General features: G+C 56.4%; 16 protein-coding genes and 1 other annotated feature. Of the genes, 11 read left to right on the forward strand and 5 right to left on the reverse strand.

Annotated elements, in window-relative coordinates; translation table 11 throughout:
- Positions 1-2: 2 nt before the first annotated feature.
- The 3 genes from tomB to acrA form a co-directional block, all read right to left on the reverse strand.
- Entirely contained in the window at positions 3-377 is a 375-nt protein-coding gene (gene tomB, locus INF77_RS19005; protein WP_028012188.1) for an Hha toxicity modulator TomB, read from the reverse strand.
- A 509-nt stretch (positions 378-886) separates the two neighbouring features.
- The gene (gene acrB / locus INF77_RS19010; protein ID WP_047367620.1) at positions 887-4,033 is read right to left on the reverse strand and encodes a multidrug efflux RND transporter permease subunit AcrB; all 3,147 of its coding nucleotides are present in this window, start codon (positions 4,031-4,033) and stop codon (positions 887-889) included.
- Positions 4,034-4,055: 22 nt separating this feature from the next.
- Positions 4,056-5,249, reverse strand: coding sequence for a multidrug efflux RND transporter periplasmic adaptor subunit AcrA (acrA, locus tag INF77_RS19015; protein ID WP_028012190.1), 1,194 nt, complete (start codon positions 5,247-5,249; stop codon positions 4,056-4,058).
- A gap of 141 nt (positions 5,250-5,390) precedes the next feature.
- On the opposite strand from acrA, the gene acrR reads away from it, so the two are divergent.
- Positions 5,391-6,044 carry a multidrug efflux transporter transcriptional repressor AcrR gene (gene acrR / locus INF77_RS19020; RefSeq protein ID WP_023310602.1) on the forward strand — a complete coding sequence of 218 codons (654 nt, stop codon included), beginning with the start codon at positions 5,391-5,393 and terminating at the stop codon, positions 6,042-6,044.
- 112 nt (positions 6,045-6,156) lie between these two features.
- On the forward strand, positions 6,157-9,504 hold the full coding sequence (mscK, locus tag INF77_RS19025; protein WP_193532882.1) for a mechanosensitive channel MscK: 3,348 nt from the start codon (positions 6,157-6,159) through the stop codon (positions 9,502-9,504).
- A gap of 1 nt (position 9,505) precedes the next feature.
- Here the strand turns inward: mscK and rsmS are convergent, their stop codons facing one another.
- The gene (gene rsmS / locus INF77_RS19030) at positions 9,506-9,682 is read right to left on the reverse strand and encodes a pleiotropic regulatory protein RsmS (RefSeq protein ID WP_136486489.1); all 177 of its coding nucleotides are present in this window, start codon (positions 9,680-9,682) and stop codon (positions 9,506-9,508) included.
- Between the two features lie 14 nt (positions 9,683-9,696).
- On the reverse strand, positions 9,697-10,224 hold the full coding sequence (gene priC, locus INF77_RS19035) for a primosomal replication protein N'' (RefSeq protein WP_193532883.1): 528 nt from the start codon (positions 10,222-10,224) through the stop codon (positions 9,697-9,699).
- Between the two features lie 50 nt (positions 10,225-10,274).
- Between priC and INF77_RS19040 the strand changes: the two genes are divergently transcribed.
- From INF77_RS19040 to INF77_RS19080, 9 genes are all read left to right on the forward strand, one after another.
- Complete coding sequence (locus INF77_RS19040; protein ID WP_028012194.1) at positions 10,275-10,652, forward strand: DUF454 family protein; 378 nt, start codon at positions 10,275-10,277, stop codon at positions 10,650-10,652.
- A gap of 151 nt (positions 10,653-10,803) precedes the next feature.
- Positions 10,804-11,355, forward strand: coding sequence for an adenine phosphoribosyltransferase (gene apt, locus INF77_RS19045; protein WP_000127359.1), 552 nt, complete (start codon positions 10,804-10,806; stop codon positions 11,353-11,355).
- An 88-nt stretch (positions 11,356-11,443) separates the two neighbouring features.
- On the forward strand, positions 11,444-13,372 hold the full coding sequence (gene dnaX, locus INF77_RS19050; protein WP_041911056.1) for a DNA polymerase III subunit gamma/tau: 1,929 nt from the start codon (positions 11,444-11,446) through the stop codon (positions 13,370-13,372).
- Positions 12,702-12,766 (forward strand) — a sequence feature (DnaX frameshifting element). It overlaps the preceding gene by 65 nt.
- A gap of 54 nt (positions 13,373-13,426) precedes the next feature.
- Positions 13,427-13,759, forward strand: coding sequence for a YbaB/EbfC family nucleoid-associated protein (locus tag INF77_RS19055; protein WP_003858972.1), 333 nt, complete (start codon positions 13,427-13,429; stop codon positions 13,757-13,759).
- The gene (gene recR, locus INF77_RS19060; RefSeq protein ID WP_006809843.1) at positions 13,759-14,364 is read left to right on the forward strand and encodes a recombination mediator RecR; all 606 of its coding nucleotides are present in this window, start codon (positions 13,759-13,761) and stop codon (positions 14,362-14,364) included. The genes INF77_RS19055 and recR overlap by 1 nt, the downstream gene beginning before the upstream one ends.
- A 110-nt stretch (positions 14,365-14,474) precedes the next feature.
- Positions 14,475-16,349, forward strand: a complete 1,875-nt coding sequence (gene htpG / locus INF77_RS19065; RefSeq protein WP_063155346.1) for a molecular chaperone HtpG — start codon at positions 14,475-14,477, stop codon at positions 16,347-16,349.
- 195 nt (positions 16,350-16,544) lie between these two features.
- On the forward strand, positions 16,545-17,189 hold the full coding sequence (adk, locus tag INF77_RS19070) for an adenylate kinase (protein ID WP_006809841.1): 645 nt from the start codon (positions 16,545-16,547) through the stop codon (positions 17,187-17,189).
- Between the two features lie 124 nt (positions 17,190-17,313).
- Positions 17,314-18,276 (forward strand): ferrochelatase, encoded by a 963-nt coding sequence (gene hemH, locus INF77_RS19075; RefSeq protein ID WP_045260695.1) that lies wholly within the window; start codon positions 17,314-17,316, stop codon positions 18,274-18,276.
- A gap of 62 nt (positions 18,277-18,338) precedes the next feature.
- Positions 18,339-19,643: an inosine/guanosine kinase gene (locus INF77_RS19080; protein ID WP_045260696.1), complete on the forward strand. Its 1,305-nt coding sequence runs from the start codon at positions 18,339-18,341 to the stop codon at positions 19,641-19,643.
- Positions 19,644-19,729 lie beyond the last annotated feature (86 nt).

Raw genomic sequence — 19,729 nt, forward strand, 5'->3', positions numbered from 1 at the left:
TTTTAACAGGAAAGACTAACCGGGTTAGCTCTGCTCACGTTGACGAAACAGCGGAATAGCCGGTTTCCCGATTTACGCCATTTTTGCAAATCCTGAGTGTTAATGCCGTAACTGCTGAACAACATAAAGGTGTCGTCCAGGTATTCATCAATTTGCTCAATGAGCTTATTATCTTCATTGTACTTAATTTTATAATTAAGTGCGAAGGTAGCGATATGCTCTATCAGCTCATTCAACTGTAAATTGATGGCAGACGTTGGGTCATTTACCCAGCCATGGTTGCTTTCATCAAGATTGGCAAGGCAGTCATGGTACAAGGATTCGCAGAGAAATTTCAACTGCGCGATATCATGCCTTTTTGGCGAGTACTCGTCCATAGCGCATCCCCTTCTGAGTGATTTCTTACTCACCGAACATCATTGTCGGGATGGATACATCTGACTTAGCTACATGAGCGCTGTGTTCCTGATAACCTAACTATAAGCCACTCCTTCCTGGATTTCACCGCGCTATTACGAAAAATTACAAATAAAACCGCAGGCTGCGAGCGTCAACGCAAATGTTCATCCGAAACTGAACTTTTTTATCAGGATTAACGATAGTTTTTTCGCTTCCTTACATTTCATTGGCTTAGCTTACAGCCATAAGAAAAGTTCACATCCGGAGTTCCGTTTGTCTTAACTTTTAATTAGGAATATTCCTAACAACTTAAGCAGGGAAATAGATTTAAAAAAATCCTGAATTCACCTATTAAGTTATCAGTTAAATATGATATGTCTGTTTAAGATGACAGAAAATAAATAGGACCTCAATAAGCTTATTTTATGATTTTTTCTGAAAATGAAAAAGGCCGCAAATGCGGCCTTTTTATTATATGAAACCGGTATCAGTGAGGTTCTACCGAATGACTGTGCTCAACATCTTCATTCTTCCGGCTGAAGCGGCGGCGCACCACCACGAAGAACACCGGGACGAAGAAGATAGCCAGTACGGTCGCGGTGATCATACCGCCCATTACACCTGTACCGACCGCGTTCTGCGCACCGGAGCCTGCACCGGAGCTAATAACCAGCGGCATTACGCCGAGGATGAACGCCAGAGAGGTCATCAGGATTGGACGCAGACGCATACGCACCGCTTCCAGCGTCGCCTCAATAAGGCCTTTACCCTCTTTCTCCATCAGATCTTTGGCGAATTCAACGATAAGTATCGCGTTCTTCGCCGACAAGCCAATGGTTGTCAGCAGGCCTACCTGGAAGTACACGTCGTTGGTCAATCCACGGAACGTTGCCGCAAGCAGCGCACCAATAACCCCGAGTGGAACCACCAGCATAACGGAGAACGGAATTGACCAGCTCTCGTACAGCGCCGCCAGACACAGGAAGACCACAATCAGTGAAATGGCGTACAGGGCAGGGGCCTGGTTACCGGACAGACGTTCCTGATAGGACATACCAGTCCAGTCATAGCCGATACCCGCAGGCAGTTTGCTGGCCAGCTCTTCCATCAGGTTCATGGCTTCACCGGTGCTTCGGCCTGGTGCGGCCTGACCCAGGATTTCCATCGACGGCAGACCGTTGTAACGTTCCAGACGCGGAGAGCCGTATTCCCAGTGTGACGTTGAGAAGGATGAGAACGGCACCATCTGACCGTTGCTGCCGCGAACGTACCAGTTGTTAATATCGTTCGGCAACATACGGTACTGCGCTTCGGACATGACGTACACTTTCTTCACGCGACCACGGTCGATGAAGTCGTTGACGTAGCTACCGCCCCAGGCCGCGCCCAGCGTGGTATTGATGTCGCTGATGGACACGCCCAGCGCTTGCGCTTTTTCCTGATCGATGTTGATCTTATACTGCGGCGTATCTTCCAGTCCGTTTGGACGTACGCCGACCAGCAGGTCAGGGTGTTTAGCCACTTCGCCGAACAGCTGGTTACGCGCCTGTGTCAGTTTCTCGTGACCCAGACCGCCCTGGTCGATCAGCTGGAAGTCGAAGCCGGTCGCCGTACCCAGTTCAACAATCGCTGGCAGGTTAAAGGCGAAGACCATCGCATCTTTAATCTGCGAGAAGGTGCCCATGGCACGGCCCGTGATCGCTTCAACTTTATTCTCATCGCCCGGACGATCCGCCCAGTCTTTCAGAGAAACGAAGGCGATACCGGTGTTCTGACCACGACCCGCAAAGCCAAAGCCGTTAACCGCAAACACGGATTCAACGTTCGCTTTCTCTTTGGTGAGATAGTAGTCCGTCACTTCGTCCAGCACCTTCTGGGTACGCTCTTGCGACGCCCCTGCCGGAAGCTGTGCCATCGTCAGGAACACGCCCTGGTCTTCATCTGGCAGGAACGAGCTTGGCAGACGAACGAACAGGAACGCCATCCCCACTACGATGATGATATAGAGCAGCAGATAACGACCGGTGCTGCGCAGGATATTGCCCACGCTGTCGGTGTAGTGGTGCGCGCTCTTATCAAACATGCGGTTAAACCAGCCGAAGAACCCTTTATGCTCGCCGTGACCGCCTTTCTGAACCGGCTTCAGCATGGTGGCACACAGCGCTGGCGTCAGGATTAACGCTACCAGTACCGACAGCGCCATCGCGGAGACGATGGTAATGGAGAACTGGCGGTAAATCGCACCCGTAGAGCCCCCGAAGAAGGCCATCGGGATAAATACCGCGGACAGCACCATCGCAATACCGACCAGCGCGCCCTGGATCTGGCCCATAGATTTACGGGTGGCTTCCTTCGGCGGCAAACCTTCTTCCGCCATCACGCGCTCGACGTTCTCTACCACCACGATAGCGTCATCCACCAGCAGGCCGATGGCGAGCACCATCCCGAACATCGTCAGGGTGTTTATCGAGAACCCAAAGGCTGCAAGGATGGCGAAGGTCCCCAGCAGAACGACCGGCACGGCGATGGTTGGGATCAGCGTCGCGCGGAAGTTTTGCAGGAACAGATACATCACCAGGAACACCAGGATGATCGCTTCTACCAGCGTTTTAACCACTTCGTGAATCGAAATTTTAACGAACGGCGTAGTGTCATACGGATAAACGATTTTCAGGCCTGACGGGAAGAACGGTTCCATCTTCTTCAGTTCCGCACGGATCGCCGTCGCGGTGTCCAGGGCGTTCGCGCCTGTCGCCAGTTTGATACCCAGACCGGACGCCGGTTTACCGTTAAACTTCGCGATGATGTCGTAGTTCTCACCACCCAGCTCAACCCTGGCCACGTCGCGCAGACGAACCTGCGAACCGTCCTGGTTCACCTTCAGCAGAATTTTGCTGAACTCATCGGCGGAGGTCAGACGGGTTTGCGCGATAATGGACGCGTTAAGCTGCTGGCCTTTCACCGGCGGCGTACCGCCTAACTGACCTGCTGCCACCTGGGCGTTCTGCGCTTTAATCGCGTTAATCACGTCAACCGGCGTCAGCTGGAAGTTGTTCAGTTTGTTCGGATCCATCCAGATACGCATCGCGTACTGGGAACCGAACAGCTGAACGTCACCCACACCGGACGTACGGCTGATGGCGTCCTTCATGTTGGCGCCCACGTAGTCGGAGATATCCTCCTGCGTCATGGTGCCGTTGGTGTTAATAACGCCGACAACCATCAGGAAGCTGCTGGACGATTTCTCGACGCTCACGCCCTGCTGTTGCACTTCCTGCGGCAGAAGAGGCATTGCCAGCTGCAGTTTGTTCTGCACCTGAACCTGCGCAATGTCCGCATCCGTACCGGATTCAAAGGTCAGGGTGATCTGAACCGTACCGGTGGAGTCACTGTTTGAGGACATGTACATCAGGTTATCGATACCGTTCATGTTCTGTTCGATAACCTGAGTCACGGTATCCTGTACCGTTTTCGCATCAGCCCCCGGGTAGGTTGCGGAGATCGTTACCGCCGGTGGCGCAATCGTTGGATATTGCGCAACAGGCAGCTTCAGGATCGCAAGTCCCCCGGCCAGCATGATGATAATGGCGATCACCCACGCAAATATGGGGCGATCGATAAAGAAATTAGGCATGTCTTAACGGCTCCTGTTTAAGTTAAGACTTGGTTTGTTCTGACTGGCCAGCGGCCGAAGCTTGTTGTTTATCGTCAGATGTCACTTCCTGTGCTTTTACCTGCGCGCCAGGACGTACTTTTTGCAAACCAGTAACAATCACGCGATCGCCATCTTTCAGACCTTCCGTCACCAGCCATTTATCGCCAATCGCCTGCGTGGCGGTGATATTGCGCGTTTCGACTTTGTTATCTGCCCCAACAACCAGTGCGCTCGCATCGCCGCGTGGCGTACGGGTCACACCCTGCTGTGGAACAAGAAGTGCGGTTGGATTCGTTCCTTCTTCCAGACGCGCGCGAACGAACATACCTGGCAGCAGATTTTTGTCAGGGTTCGGGAAAATCGCACGTAAGGTGATGGAACCGGTGGTCTGGTCGACCGTCACATCAGAGAATTCCAGAGTACCTTCCTGCGGGAACTTGATACCGTCGTTGGTAACCAGCTCCACTTTGGCTTTGCCGTTTTCCTGTTTCAGGGTGCCGTTAGCCAGCTCCTGTTTCAGGCGCAGGAAATCGTTGCTGGACTGCGTCACGTCAACGTAGATCGGATCAAGCTGCTGGACGGTAGCCAGCGCAGTGGTCTGCCCGTTCTGCACCAGCGCCCCTTCCGTCACGGCAGATTTACCAATACGACCGCTGATAGGGGAGGTCACTTTGGTATAGGCCAGGTTAATGCGTGCAGTTTCGACAGCCGCTTTGGCTGCTACCACGGCCGCGTTAGCCTGCTGGGCATCTGCCAGCGCGGTATCGTAATCCTGTTGACTGATGTACTTCGTGCCGAGCAGTTTCTGATAGCGGTTCAGCGTCAGCTGAGCGATTTTTGCCGCCGCTTGTGCTTTAGCCAGGTCACCTTTCGCGCTTTCATAAGAAGCCTGATAGGTCGCGGGATCAATCTGATACAGAGACTCACCGGCCTTCACATCGCCGCCTTCGGTAAAGTTACGTTTCAGGATAATGCCGCTAACCTGAGGACGCACTTCCGCAATGCGGTAAGCGTTTGTACGGCCTGGTAATTCTGTGGTGATCTGCAGAGGTTCAGATTTGAGTGTCACAACGCCGACTTCTGGCGCCTGCTGAGCTCCTTGTTGAGCCGGTTTGTCGTCACATCCTGTAAGCGCTAAGCTGCCTGAGAGCATCAGAACGACCGCCAGAGGCGTTAACCCTCTGTTTTTGTTCATATGTAAACCTCGAGTGTCCGATTTCAAATTGATCAAGGGTCCTGAGTCTAAAAACCCATTGCTGCGTTTATATTATCGTCATGCTATGGTACATACATTCACAAATGTATGTAAATCTGACTCCTGTAAATTCACCCACCTATGGCACGAAAAACTAAACAACAAGCGCTGGAAACCCGACAACACATTCTGGATGTGGCAATACGTTTGTTCTCTCAGCAGGGTGTTTCTTCTACCTCGCTGGCGCAAATTGCTCAGGCTGCCGGTGTGACGCGGGGAGCGATTTACTGGCACTTTAAAGATAAGTCAGATCTGTTCAGTGAAATCTGGGAGCTTTCAGAGTCCAGCATTAGCGATCTCGAGAGTGAGTATCGGGCAAAATTCCCTGACGATCCACTCTCAGTATTAAGAGAAATATTAGTATATATCCTTGAAGCAACGGTAGTTGAAGAGCGTCGCAGATTAATGATGGAAATTATCTTTCATAAATGTGAGTTCGTGGGCGAAATGGCGGTGGTGCAACAGGCGCAGCGCAGCCTCAGCCTGGAGAGCTACGATCGTATCGAACAGAACCTGAACCTGTGTATGCAAGCAAAGCTGTTACCGGCCAATTTACTCACCCGCCGGGCAGCCATCCTGATGCGCAGCTACATTTCAGGTCTGATGGAAAACTGGCTTTTTGCGCCGCAATCCTTTGACCTCAAAGAGGAAGCCCGCAGCTACGTGGCGATTTTACTGGAAATGCTACAGCTCTGCCCGACGCTGCGCAGCGACGCGCCTTCGCTCACGGCCTGAGCCCTTCCAGGATTTATCTCAGAGGCTTACGTTCTCGCTATTCTGCTTCCGACGAGCGTGATATTCTTCACGCCGGACTATTTTCGGTCATCTGCTGACATCATTCACAACTATGCTGCCCATCAATCGCTCGCAACATCCTGTATTTGCATTGCTCTTTGCTATGCTGTTTTTCTTCTCCACCGCGCCGCTTTCCTGGGCCCGCGCAGACAACAGCACTGATATTCCCTCGCGCAGTGAAATTCAGTCGCAGCTCGACACCCTGAACAAACAAAAAGAGCTCTCTCCTCAGGAGAAACTCACCCAGCAGGATCTGACGGAAACGCTGGAAAACATTGATAAGATTGAGCGCGTTAAAGCTGAAACCACCCAGCTTCGTCAGAAGGTGGCGCAGGCGCCGGAGAACATGCGTAAGGCCACGGAAGCGCTGAGCGCGCTGAGCGACGTCGATAACGACGATGAAACGCGCAAAACGCTCTCCACGCTCTCCTTACGCCAGCTGGAATCGCGCGTCGCGCAATTGCTCGACGATCTGCAAACCGCACAGTCTGACCTCGCGACCTACAACAGTCAGCTCGTCTCCCTGCAAACCCAGCCCGAGCGCGTGCAAAACGCGATGTACGCCGCGTCTCAGCAGCTGCAGCAGATCCGCAACCGCCTGAACGGCACGACGGTAGGGGAGGGCACGCTGCGCCCGACCCAGCAAACCCTGCTGCTGGTTCAGCAGTCGCTGCTCAATGCGCAAATCGAACAGCAGCGTAAAAGCCTGGAAGGGAATACGGTGCTGCAGGACACGCTCCAGAAACAGCGTGATTACGTGACGGCGAATATTAATCGTCTGGAGCATCAGCTTCAGCTGTTGCAGGAGGCGGTAAACAGCAAACGCCTGACCCTGACGGAAAAAACCGCTCAGGAAGCCGTCTCGCCGGACGAAACTGCCCGCATTCAGGCCAACCCGCTGGTGAAACAGGAGCTTGAGGCTAACCACCAGCTCAGCCAGCGCCTGATACTGGCGACGGAAAGCGGCAACTCGCTGGTTCAGCAAAATATCAAAGTGAAGAACTGGCTGGATCGCGCGCTGCAGGCGGAGCGCAACATCAAAGAGCAGATCGCGGTCTTGAAGGGCAGCCTACTGCTGTCGCGTATTCTCTACCAGCAGCAGCAGACGCTGCCGTCTGCCGACGAGCTGGAGGACATGACCAACCGCATTGCGGATTTACGTCTGGAGCAGTTTGACGTCAACCAGCAGCGCGATGCCCTTTTCCAGAGTGATGCTTTCGTCGCCAAAATTGAAGAGGGGCACTCCAGTGACGTAAACCCGGAAGTGCATGACGCGCTGCTCCAGGTGGTGGATATGCGCCGTGAACTGCTGGACCAGCTCAATAAACAGCTGGGCAACCAGCTGATGATGGCAATTAACCTGCAGATCAACCAGCAGCAGCTGGTCAGCGTGTCAAAAAGCCTGCAGGAGATTTTGACGCAGCAGATTTTCTGGGTGAACAGCAACAAGCCGATGGACTGGGACTGGATTAAGTCCTTCCCGGAGACGCTGAAAACGCAGATTAAGAGCATGAAAATCACCGTGAACTGGGAGAAAGCCTGGCCTGCGGTAATGATTGCTTTCCTGGCGGGCTTACCGCTGCTGTTGATTGCCGGTCTGATCCGCTGGCGTTTGAAATGGCTGAAACAGTACCAGGCGAAGCTGGCCTCGGAAGTGGGGCAACTGCGTAACGACAGCCAGCTCCATACGCCAAAAGCGATTCTGATCGATCTCATTCGCGCGCTGCCGGTGTGCCTGATTATTCTGGCCGTGGGCCTGATCCTGCTCACGATGCAGCTTAACGTCAGCGATCTGCTCTGGGCGTTCAGTAAAAAACTGGCGCTGTTCTGGCTGGTATTTGGCGTGTGCTGGAAGGTGCTCGAAAAAGACGGCGTGGCGGTGCGTCACTTCAACATGCCTGCGCAGCTGACCAGCCACTGGCGTCGCCAGATTGTGCGCGTCAGCCTGGCGCTCCTGCCGCTACACTTCTGGTCGGTGGTCGCTGAGCTTTCCCCGCTGCATCTGATGGATGATGTGCTGGGTCAACTGGTCATTCTGCTCAACCTGCTGCTGATTGCGATCCTGATGTGGCCGATGTGCCGCGACAGCTGGCGTGATAAAGAGTCCCACAATATCCGTCTGGCCACCGTGACGGTGCTGGCGATCATTCCGCTGGCGCTGATGGTGCTTACGGCAACGGGCTACTTCTACACCACGCTGCGCTTGTCCGGGCGCTGGATCGAGACGGTCTATCTGGTGATCGTCTGGAACCTGCTCTATCAGACCGTGCTGCGCGGCTTAAGCGTCGCGGCCCGCCGCATTGCTTACCGTCGTGCCATTGCGCGTCGTCAGCATCAGGTGAAAGAGGGGGCTGAAGGCGCGGAGCCGCAGGAAGAGCCGACCATCGCGCTGGAGCAGGTTAACCAGCAGACGCTGCGTATCACCATGCTGGTGATGATCGCGCTGTTTGCGGTGATGTTCTGGGCGATCTGGTCTGATTTAATTACCGTCTTCGCCTATCTCGACAGTATTACCCTCTGGCAGTACAACGGTACCGAAGCCGGCGCGGCGGTGATGAAAAGCGTCACCATGGGCAGCCTGCTGTTTGCGCTGGTGTCGTCGGTGGTGGCCTGGGCGCTGATTCGTAACCTGCCGGGTCTGCTGGAAGTGCTGGTGCTCTCAAGGCTGAACCTGCGCCAGGGGGCGTCTTACGCCATCACCACCATCCTGAATTACGTCATCATTATCGTCGGGGCGATGACGGTATTCGGCTCGCTGGGCGTCTCGTGGGATAAACTGCAGTGGCTGGCGGCGGCCCTCTCGGTCGGTCTTGGTTTTGGCCTGCAGGAGATCTTCGGTAACTTTGTCTCCGGCCTGATTATCCTCTTCGAACGTCCGGTGCGTATCGGCGATACCGTCACCATCGGTACGTTCTCCGGGACCGTCAGCAAGATCCGAATTCGTGCGACCACCATCACTGACTTCGATCGTAAAGAGGTGATCATCCCGAACAAAGCGTTCGTGACCGAGCGTCTGATCAACTGGTCGCTCTCGGATACCACCACGCGCGTGGTGATTCGCCTCGGCGTGGCCTACGGTTCCGATCTGGATAAAGTGAAAGAGGTATTGCTTAAAGCCGCTAAATCGCATCCAAAAGTCATGCACGATCCTGCGCCAGACGTCTTCTTCACCACCTTCGGGCCAAGCACGCTGGATCACGAGCTGCGTTTATACGTGCGTGAACTTCGCGATCGCAGCTACACCGTTGATGAACTGAACCGCGCGATCGACCGCCTGTGCCGTGAAAACAACATTAACATCGCCTTCAACCAGCTTGAGGTTCACCTGCATAATGAGAAAGGTGATGAGCATACGGAAGTGAAGCGCGACATTAAGGGCGACGACCCGACTCCGGCTTAATCTATTTTCCCTCTCCCACAGGGAGAGGGTTAGGGTGAGGGGGAAGTTTCCCCTCAAAATCCCGCCGCACAATCTCCAGCGCTTTAAGCACCGTCTCGACCGGGATCTCATGATTCTCCAGCAGCATAATCAAATCGACGGCCAGCTTGACCTCGTCGGGTGCATTTTCCAGTGACATAGATGTGGCTCCAGTTAACGGGTCAGGCGTTCAATCACGCGTTCAATCTCATCCAGCGCCTGACGGCAGCGGACGATTCGGCCTTCCAGCGCGCTAATCTCGCGCATCAATAGCTGCTGCTCTTCCAGCGTTTCGCTGTTGTTCAGGCGGGCTTCGCGCTCGCGCTTCATCTCAAACAGACGCCGCTCAAACTCCTGGTTCTCCAGCCGCTTGCGCTGCCATTTTCCCAGCCCAGGCGAGGCGCTGTCCCACGCCCGTAGCGGCCAGGCGGCGATTTCGCGGTGCAGGGCGGTGATCTGCTCGGTAAGATGCTCCACAAGCCACACCACCTGTTCCTGCTGTTCACTCTCAACCGCGTGGCGAAGTTCATCGAGGTTGGTCTGCATCTCAGCAAGGTAATCCTGAATGACGGTGCTGCGGGTGCGGAAAAGCTGCCGGTCAAAGCGCGGTTTCAGCGTGGCGTGTCCCATCAGCGGCGTGGCCTGCGCCCGCAGAGCGATCAGCTGATTTTGCAGCTTCTCAAGAAGCAGTGCTGTTTTCAATGCGCTCTCCAGTGGTAAAGTAGCCGTTCAGTTTGATAACGATTCGCATTATGCAGCGTACTATTTTAATCATCATTGGCTGGCTCGCGGTAGTGCTGGGTACGCTGGGTGTGGTTTTGCCCTTGCTGCCGACCACCCCGTTTATCCTGCTGGCCGCCTGGTGCTTCGCCCGCTCGTCGCCGCGTTTTCACCACTGGCTCCTGTATCGCTCGTGGTTTGGCGGCTACCTGCGGCACTGGCAAAAACACCGGGCCATGCCGCCCGGGGCCAAGCCGCGCGCCATTGCCTTTATCCTGATCACCTTCGCCGTTTCGTTATGGCTGGTGAACATGATGTGGGTGCGTATTCTGCTGCTGGCGATCCTGGCCTGCCTGCTGATCTTCATGTGGCGGATCCCCGTGGTTGATGAAAAGCAACAAAAGCACTGAAGCCTCATCATGGCGGTTGCAATTATGGCGCGCAGCCAGTAAATTCGACCGTTTTCGAGCACAGGTGCGCCTGGTCAAAGGTTAAACAACTGTTACTTTGACCGACTCGTCGCGCGCCGTGAGTAACACTGTTTCATTTAGGCACAAACCGATGACCGCAACTGCACAGCAGCTTGAATATCTGAAAAATAGCATCAAAAGCATCCAGGACTATCCAAAGCCTGGCATTCTTTTCCGTGATGTCACCAGCTTGCTGGAAGACCCGAAAGCGTACGCGCTCAGCATTGAACTGCTGGTGGAGCGTTATAAAAACGCCGGGATCACCAAAGTAGTAGGTACCGAAGCCCGCGGCTTCCTGTTTGGCGCACCGGTTGCGCTGGCGATGGGCGTGGGTTTTGTGCCGGTGCGTAAGCCGCGCAAACTGCCGCGTGAAACCATCGCGGAGAGCTACGAGCTGGAGTACGGCACCGATCAGCTGGAGATCCACGTTGACGCGATCAAGCCTGGCGACAAAGTGCTGGTGGTGGACGATCTGCTGGCAACCGGCGGCACCATTGAAGCGACCGTCAAGCTGATCCGCCGTCTGGGTGGTGAAGTGACCGACGCGGCCTTCATCATCAACCTGTTCGATCTTGGCGGTGAACAGCGCCTGGAAAAACAGGGCATTACCAGCTACAGCCTGGTGCCTTTCCCGGGTCATTAATCCCGGTTTTCACAACCTCGCTCAATGGGTGAGGTTGTGATAGCATTCCCCTCCATAAATTCACCTTCCAGCGTTGCAGAGCCTGCCCATGAGTTATCAGGTGTTAGCCCGTAAATGGCGACCACAAACCTTTGCTGACGTTGTCGGTCAGGAACATGTGCTGACGGCCCTGGCGAACGGCTTGTCGCTAGGTCGCATCCATCACGCCTATCTTTTTTCCGGCACCCGCGGCGTCGGTAAGACCTCTATTGCCCGTCTGCTGGCGAAAGGTCTGAACTGCGAAACCGGGATCACCGCCACCCCGTGCGGCGTGTGTGACAACTGCCGCGAGATCGAGCAGGGGCGTTTTGTCGATCTGATCGAGATCGACGCCGCCTCGCGCACCAAGGTGGAAGACACCCGCGATCTGCTCGACAACGTGCAGTACGCCCCGGCGCGCGGCCGCTTCAAGGTCTACCTGATCGATGAAGTGCACATGCTGTCGCGCCACAGCTTTAACGCCCTGCTGAAAACGCTGGAAGAGCCGCCCGCGCACGTTAAATTCCTGCTGGCGACCACCGATCCGCAAAAGCTGCCGGTCACCATCCTGTCGCGCTGCCTGCAGTTCCACCTGAAGGCGCTGGACGTTGAGCAGATCCGCGCTCAGCTTGAGCACATCCTTGATGAAGAGAAGATCGTTCACGAGCCGCGCGCCCTGCAGCTGCTGGCCCGCGCGGCTGACGGCAGCCTGCGTGATGCGCTAAGCCTGACCGACCAGGCGATTGCCAGCGGTGACGGCAAGCTCTCGACCGAAGCGGTCAGCACCATGCTCGGCACGCTGGATGACGATCAGGCGCTGTCGCTCATCGAAGCGATGATTGCCGCCAACGGCGAGCGCGTGATGTCGCTGGTGAACGCGGCCGCTGCCCGCGGTATTGAGTGGGAAGCGCTGCTGGTCGAGATGCTCAGCCTGCTGCACCGCGTGGCGATGCTGCAGCTGTCTCCGTCGGCCATCGGTGCGGACATGGCCGCCATTGAACAGCGGATGCGTGAACTTGCCCGCACCGTGCCGCCTGCCGACGTGCAGCTGTATTACCAGACGTTGCTGATTGGCCGCAAAGAGTTACCGTTCGCGCCGGACCCCAGGATGGGCGTCGAAATGACGCTGCTGCGCGCGCTGGCGTTCCACCCGCGCATGCCGTTGCCGGAGCCGGAAGCGCCGCGGCAGTCTTTTGCCCCGGTCGCCCCTACGGCGGTGATGTCACCGCAGCAGGTGCCACCGCAGCCGACGCCGCCGCCACAGCAAAACGTGCCGCTGTCGGATGCCACCAGTTCGGTGCTTGCCGCACGCAGCCAGCTGCAGCGTGCGCAGGGAGTAACCAAACCAAAAAAGAGTGAACCGGCAGCGCCAGGAAGAGCGCGGCCGGTGAACAACGCCGCGCTTGAACGACTGGCCTCGGTAACGGAGCGCGTACAGTCGCGTCCGGCACCGTCCGCGCTCGAGCAGAAAGCCCCGGTGAAAGAAGAGGCTTACCGCTGGAAGGCGACCACCGTTGTTGAAACGGTCAAGGAAGTGGTCGCCACGCCGAAAGCGCTGAAAAAGGCGCTGGAGCATGAAAAAACGCCGGAGCTTTCCGCTAAGCTCGCCGAAGAGTCCATCGCGCGCGACGCCTGGGCCGCTGAGGTCAGCAAACTCCAGTTGCCGAAGCTGGTGGAGCAGGTCGCGCTGAACGCCTGGAAAGAGCAGGACGGCAATCAGGTGCGTCTGCACCTGCGTCCGGGCCAGCGGCACCTCAATTCCCCTGGCGCGCAAAAGGCGCTGGCCGAGGCGCTTGCTGCTTTACAGGGTTCACCGGTTGAATTGACTATCATTGAAGATGATAATCCGGCAGTGAAAACGCCGCTCGAGTGGCGCCAGGCCATTTATGAAGAGAAGCTCGCGCAGGCGCGCGAGGCAATTATTGCGGATAACAACATCCAGACCCTGCGCCGGTTCTTCGACGCCGATCTGGATGAAGAGAGTATTCGCCCCATTTGATCGTGAGTCTGACTTACGGTTGTAATCCTTAAACGTGAAAGAAGAGAGAAGCCTATGTTTGGTGGAAAAGGCGGTCTGGGTGGCCTGATGAAGCAGGCTCAGCAGATGCAGGAAAAAATGCAGAAGATGCAGGAAGAGATCGCTCAGCTGGAAGTCACGGGTGAATCCGGTGCCGGTCTGGTCAAGGTGACCATCAACGGTGCGCACAACTGCCGTCGCGTTGAAATCGACCCGAGCCTGCTCGAAGACGACAAAGAAATGCTGGAAGATCTGGTTGCAGCCGCGTTTAACGATGCCGCTCGCCGTATCGACGAAACCCAGAAAGAGAAAATGGCCTCTGTTTCCAGCGGTATGCAGCTGCCGCCGGGCTTTAAGATGCCGTTCTGATGCAAACCAGTCCGCTGCTCACGCAGTTAATGGAAGCACTGCGCTGCCTGCCGGGCGTTGGCCCGAAGTCGGCGCAGCGCATGGCGTTTACGCTATTGCAGCGCGACCGCAGCGGCGGGATGCGCCTGGCGCAGGCTCTGACCCGCGCCATGTCAGAAATTGGTCACTGTGCGGATTGCCGGACCTTTACCGAGCAGGACGTGTGTAACATCTGTACGAACCCGCGTCGTCAGGAAAACGGTCAGATTTGCGTGGTGGAGAGTCCGGCGGACATCTACGCCATCGAACAAACCGGGCAGTTTTCCGGCCGCTACTTTGTGCTGATGGGGCATCTCTCCCCGCTGGACGGCATTGGCCCGGACGATATCGGTCTCGATCGCCTTGAACAGCGTCTTGAGTCCGAAACCATCAAAGAGGTGATCCTCGCCACCAACCCGACGGTGGAAGGGGAGGCAACCGCCAACTATATCGCCGAGCTGTGCGCGCAGTACGGTGTTGACGCCAGCCGCATCGCCCACGGCGTGCCGGTCGGCGGCGAGCTGGAGATGGTCGATGGCACCACGCTGTCGCACTCGCTGGCCGGACGACACAAGATTATTTTCTGACCAAACGGAGGCTGCGCGCGCGGCCTCCGCTTGAAAATTTCCCCCCTTATCCCCATCTCTCACTCAACGTTTTACAACCCCATTAAATGGCATTGTTGAGGTCGACTTAGATGAAAGGACAAGAAACCCGTGGTTTCCAGTCAGAAGTAAAACAGCTTCTGCACCTGATGATCCATTCCCTGTATTCCAACAAAGAAATTTTCCTGCGTGAGCTGATTTCCAACGCCTCCGATGCGGCGGACAAGCTGCGCTTCCGCGCGCTGTCCAACCCGGATCTGTATGAAGGCGACGGCGAGCTGCGCGTGCGCGTCTCTTTCAACAAAGAGAACCGCACCCTGACCATCGCTGATAACGGCATCGGGATGAACCGCGACGAGGTGATCGACCACCTCGGGACCATCGCCAAATCCGGCACCAAAGCGTTCCTGGAGTCCATGGGCTCTGACCAGGCGAAAGACAGCCAGCTGATTGGCCAGTTCGGCGTAGGCTTCTACTCGGCGTTCATCGTGGCGGACAAAGTCACCGTGCGTACCCGTGCCGCGGGCGACAGCGCCGAGAACGGCGTGCTGTGGGAATCCAAAGGGGAAGGCGAATACACCGTTGATGACATCACCAAAGCGGATCGCGGCACCGAAATCACCCTCCACCTGCGCGAAGGGGAAGACGATTTCCTGAACGACTGGCGCGTACGCTCCATTATCAGCAAATATTCCGACCACATCGCGCTGCCGGTAGAGATTGAAAAACAGGAAGAGAAAGACGGTGAAACCGTTGTTTCCTGGGAGAAAATCAACAAGGCGCAGGCGCTGTGGACGCGTAACAAGGCTGAAATCAAAGACGACGAGTACAACGAGTTCTACAAGCACATCGCCCACGACTTTACCGACCCGCTGACCTGGAGCCACAACCGCGTGGAAGGGAAGCAGGAGTACACCAGCCTGCTGTATATCCCGGCACAGGCACCGTGGGACATGTGGAACCGCGATCACAAGCACGGCCTGAAGCTGTACGTGCAGCGCGTCTTCATCATGGACGACGCCGAGCAGTTCATGCCGAACTACCTGCGCTTTGTTCGTGGCCTGATAGATTCCAATGATCTGCCGCTAAACGTCTCCCGCGAAATCCTCCAGGACAGCACCGTCACACGTAATCTGCGTAACGCCCTGACCAAACGTGCGTTGCAGATGCTGGAAAAACTGGCGAAAGACGACGCGGAAAAATACCAGACCTTCTGGAAACAGTTCGGCCTGGTGTTGAAAGAAGGCCCGGCGGAAGACATGGCGAACGTTGAAACCATCGCCAAACTGCTGCGCTTCGCCTCTACGCACACTGACTCCTCCGCCCAGACCGTGTCGCTGGAAGAGTACGTCTCCCGCATGAAGGAAGGGCAGGAGAAGATCTACTACATCACCGCCGACAGCTATGCGGCAGCGAAGAGCAGCCCGCACCTGGAGCTGCTGCGTAAGAAAGGCATCGAAGTGCTGCTGCTGTCTGACCGCATCGACGAGTGGATGATGAACTACCTGACCGAGTTCGACGGTAAGGCGTTCCAGTCTGTTGCCAAAGCCGACGAGTCCATCGACAAGCTGGCGGATGAAGTGGACGAAAACGCGAAAGAAGCCGAGAAGGCGCTGGAGCCGTTCGTTGAGCGTGTCAAAACCCTGCTGGGCGACCGCGTGAAAGAGGTGCGCTTCACGCACCGTCTGACCGATACTCCGGCGATTGTCACCACCGATGCGGACGAAATGAGCACCCAGATGGCGAAGCTGTTCGCCGCGGCGGGCCAGGCTGTGCCGGAAGTGAAATATATCTTTGAGCTTAATCCGGATCATCCGCTGGTGAAACGCGCGGCGGATACCCAGGATGAAGCTCGCTTTGCCGAGTGGGTTGAACTGCTGCTGGATCAGTCCCTGCTGGCCGAGCGCGGCACCCTGGAAGATCCTAACCTGTTCATTAAACGTGTGAATGCGCTGCTGCTGGCGTAACTGACCACGTCTCCCCTGGTCTTCTCCCTCCCACCGTGGGAGAGGGCCGGGGTGAGGGCACCAGACCGCACTCTCCCAAATTATCTCCCCCCATTAACCGTTTCAGCCTTCCCGCCTTCCTTGAGCCACGCCCGTTCTGGTGGTATTGTTTAGCGCTTTTGAAAAATTGAAACGACATTTGAGGGGATTTTCGCAATGCGTATTATTCTGCTTGGCGCTCCGGGCGCGGGTAAAGGAACTCAGGCTCAGTTCATCATGGAGAAATACGGTATTCCGCAAATCTCCACCGGTGACATGCTGCGCGCCGCTGTAAAATCTGGCTCCGAGCTGGGTAAACAAGCGAAAGACATCATGGACGCAGGCAAGCTGGTAACCGACGAGCTGGTTATCGCGCTGGTTAAAGAGCGCATTGCGCAGGAAGACTGCCGTAACGGTTTCCTGCTGGACGGCTTCCCGCGCACCATTCCTCAGGCTGACGCCATGAAAGAAGCGGGCATCAACGTGGACTACGTTCTGGAGTTCGACGTACCGGACGAGCTGATCGTTGACCGTATCGTTGGCCGTCGCGTGCACGCTGCCTCTGGCCGCGTTTACCACATCAAATTCAACCCGCCTAAGGTTGAAGGCAAAGACGACGTGACCGGCGAAGAGCTGACCACCCGTAAAGACGATCAGGAAGAGACCGTGCGTAAACGCCTGGTGGAATACCATCAGATGACCGCGCCGCTGATTGGCTACTACACCAAAGAAGCGCAGGCGGGTAACACCAAATACGCCAAAGTTGACGGCACCAAAGCCGTGGCTGACGTACGTGCAGAGCTGGAAAAAATCCTCGGCTAATCACGCGCCTCTCACCCGGGCTTCCGGGTGAGAAATATTCTCATCTTACCTATTACAGCAATGGGTTTCGTTTAAACGCATTTCCGCTACAATTGACAACCTATCAAATGGTTAAGAGGCGTGAATGAGTCAGGCGAAAACCGGCATCCTGCTTGCCAATCTGGGCACCCCAGAAGCACCCACTCCAGCGGCGGTAAAACGCTACCTGCGACAATTTTTAAGCGACACGCGCGTCGTGGATTTTCCGAGACTGCTGTGGTGGCCGCTGCTGCGTGGCGTCATTCTGCCGATTCGCTCTCCGCGCGTCGCCAAACTTTATCAGTCCGTCTGGATGGAAGAGGGCTCGCCGCTGATGGTGTACAGCCGTCGTCAGGAAAAAGCGCTGGCCGCCCGTCTGCCGGATATGCCCGTCGCACTCGGCATGAGCTACGGTAAACCTTCGCTGGAAAGCGCCGTCGATGCGCTGCTGGCACAGGGCGTGGATCATATCGTCGTGCTGGCCTTGTATCCGCAGTACTCCTGCTCGACGGTGGCCGCCGTCTGGGACGAGCTTGCCCGCATTCTGGCAACCCGCCGCCGCATTCCGGGCGTGACCTTTATTCGCGATTATGCGGATAACGATCTCTACATTAAGGCGCTTGCCAACAGCGCCCGAGCATCGTTTGAAAAGCACGGCGAGCCGGATCTGCTGCTGCTCTCCTATCACGGTATTCCGCAGCGTTTCGCCAATGAAGGGGATGATTACCCCCAGCGCTGCCGCGATACCACCCGCGAGCTGGTCTCCGCCCTTGGCCTGCCGCCGGAGAAGGTGATGATGACCTTCCAGTCGCGCTTTGGCCGCGAGCCGTGGCTGACGCCGTACACCGATGAAACCCTCAAAATGCTCGGCGAGAAGGGCGTAAAGCACATTCAGGTGATGTCGCCGGGCTTCTCGGCGGACTGCCTTGAAACGCTGGAGGAGATCGCGGTGCAAAACCGGGAATTTTTCCTTGAGGCCGGCGGCGAAAAGTATGAGTACATTCCGGCGCTTAACGACTCACCTGAGCATATCGACATGATGGTCTCGCTGGTGACGAACAGCCGCTGATCGCACTCCGGGCCGGGTTTGTGCTACCATTCCCGGCCCATATTCTTCGTACAGTTCAGACCATGAAATTTCCCGGTAAACGCAAATCCAAACACTACTTTCCCGTCGATGCCCGCGATCCGCTCCTGCAGCAAATCCAGCCTGAAAATGAAACCAGCGCGGCCTGGGTTGTCGGTATCGACCAGACGCTGGTGGACATTGAAGCGAAAGTGGATGATGAGTTTGTCGCCCGTTACGGTCTGAGCGCCGGTCACTCGCTGGTGATTGAGGACGACGTTGCCGAAGCGCTGTACCAGGAGCTGGTGCGCGAAAATCTGATTACCCATCAGTTCGCTGGCGGCACCATCGGCAACACCATGCACAACTACTCGGTGCTGGCAGATGACCGCTCGGTGCTGCTCGGCGTGATGTGCAGCAATATCGAAATCGGTGGCTACGCCTACCGCTACCTGTGCAACACCTCCAGCCGCACCGATCTTAACTATCTCCAGGGCGTAGACGGGCCGATTGGCCGCTGCTTTACGCTGATCGGCGAATCCGGCGAGCGTACCTTTGCCATCAGCCCGGGCCACATGAACAAGCTGCGCGCGGAAAGCATTCCCGAAGAGGTGATCGCGGGCGCGTCTGCGCTGGTGCTGACCTCCTACCTGGTGCGCTGCAAGCCGGGCGAGCCGATGCCGGAAGCGACCATGAAGGCGATTGAGTACGCGAAAAAGTACGACGTGCCCGTCGTTCTGACGCTGGGCACCAAATTCGTGATTGCCGATAACCCGGAGTGGTGGCAGACCTTCCTGAAAGAGCACGTCTCGATTCTGGCGATGAACGAAGAAGAGGCCGAGGCGCTGACCGGTGAAAGCGATCCGCTGCTGGCGTCCGACAAAGCGCTGGACTGGGTGGATCTGGTGCTCTGCACCGCGGGTCCGGTTGGGCTGTATATGGCGGGCTTCACCGAAGAAGAGAGCAAGCGCAAAACCCAGCACCCGCTGCTGCCGGGGGCGATTGCCGAGTTCAACCAGTACGAGTTCAGCCGCGGCATGCGCCACAAAGACTGCGTGAATCCGCTGCGTATCTACTCCCACATTGCGCCGTATATGGGCGGGCCGGAGAAGATCATGAACACTAACGGCGCGGGCGACGGCGCGCTGGCCGCGCTGCTGCATGACATTACCGCGAACGCCTATCACAAAACTAACGTGCCGAACTCCAGCAAGCACAAGTTCAGCTGGCTGACCTATTCGTCGCTGGCGCAGGTGTGCAAGTACGCCAACCGCGTGAGCTACCAGGTGCTGAACCAGCATTCTCCACGCTTAACGCGTGGACTGCCGGAACGAGAAGACAGCCTCGAAGAGGCGTACTGGGACAGGTAAAAGCAAAACGGCAACCTGTGGTTGCCGTTTTTAGTATTTGTTCCCTCTCCCTGTGGAGAGGGCCAGGGTGAGGGCATCAGGCCGCA

Origin of the sequence: Enterobacter cloacae complex sp. P1B, from assembly GCF_014982345.1 — a bacterium.
Lineage (GTDB): Bacteria > Pseudomonadota > Gammaproteobacteria > Enterobacterales > Enterobacteriaceae > Enterobacter > Enterobacter bugandensis.

Bases quoted from the DNA above. Each gene is read 5' to 3' on its own strand.
- tomB (WP_028012188.1), bottom strand. From the start codon at position 377: ATGGACGAGTACTCGCCAAAAAGGCATGATATCGCGCAGTTGAAATTT.
- acrA (WP_028012190.1), bottom strand. From the start codon at position 5,249: ATGAACAAAAACAGAGGGTTAACGCCTCTGGCGGTCGTTCTGATGCTC.
- recR (WP_006809843.1), top strand. From the start codon at position 13,759: ATGCAAACCAGTCCGCTGCTCACGCAGTTAATGGAAGCACTGCGCTGC.
- hemH (WP_045260695.1), top strand. From the start codon at position 17,314: ATGAGTCAGGCGAAAACCGGCATCCTGCTTGCCAATCTGGGCACCCCA.
- INF77_RS19040 (WP_028012194.1), top strand. From the start codon at position 10,275: ATGCAGCGTACTATTTTAATCATCATTGGCTGGCTCGCGGTAGTGCTG.
- dnaX (WP_041911056.1), top strand. From the start codon at position 11,444: ATGAGTTATCAGGTGTTAGCCCGTAAATGGCGACCACAAACCTTTGCT.
- rsmS (WP_136486489.1), bottom strand. From the start codon at position 9,682: ATGTCACTGGAAAATGCACCCGACGAGGTCAAGCTGGCCGTCGATTTG.
- adk (WP_006809841.1), top strand. From the start codon at position 16,545: ATGCGTATTATTCTGCTTGGCGCTCCGGGCGCGGGTAAAGGAACTCAG.
- htpG (WP_063155346.1), top strand. From the start codon at position 14,475: ATGAAAGGACAAGAAACCCGTGGTTTCCAGTCAGAAGTAAAACAGCTT.
- INF77_RS19080 (WP_045260696.1), top strand. From the start codon at position 18,339: ATGAAATTTCCCGGTAAACGCAAATCCAAACACTACTTTCCCGTCGAT.
- acrR (WP_023310602.1), top strand. From the start codon at position 5,391: ATGGCACGAAAAACTAAACAACAAGCGCTGGAAACCCGACAACACATT.
- INF77_RS19055 (WP_003858972.1), top strand. From the start codon at position 13,427: ATGTTTGGTGGAAAAGGCGGTCTGGGTGGCCTGATGAAGCAGGCTCAG.
- acrB (WP_047367620.1), bottom strand. From the start codon at position 4,033: ATGCCTAATTTCTTTATCGATCGCCCCATATTTGCGTGGGTGATCGCC.
- mscK (WP_193532882.1), top strand. From the start codon at position 6,157: ATGCTGCCCATCAATCGCTCGCAACATCCTGTATTTGCATTGCTCTTT.
- apt (WP_000127359.1), top strand. From the start codon at position 10,804: ATGACCGCAACTGCACAGCAGCTTGAATATCTGAAAAATAGCATCAAA.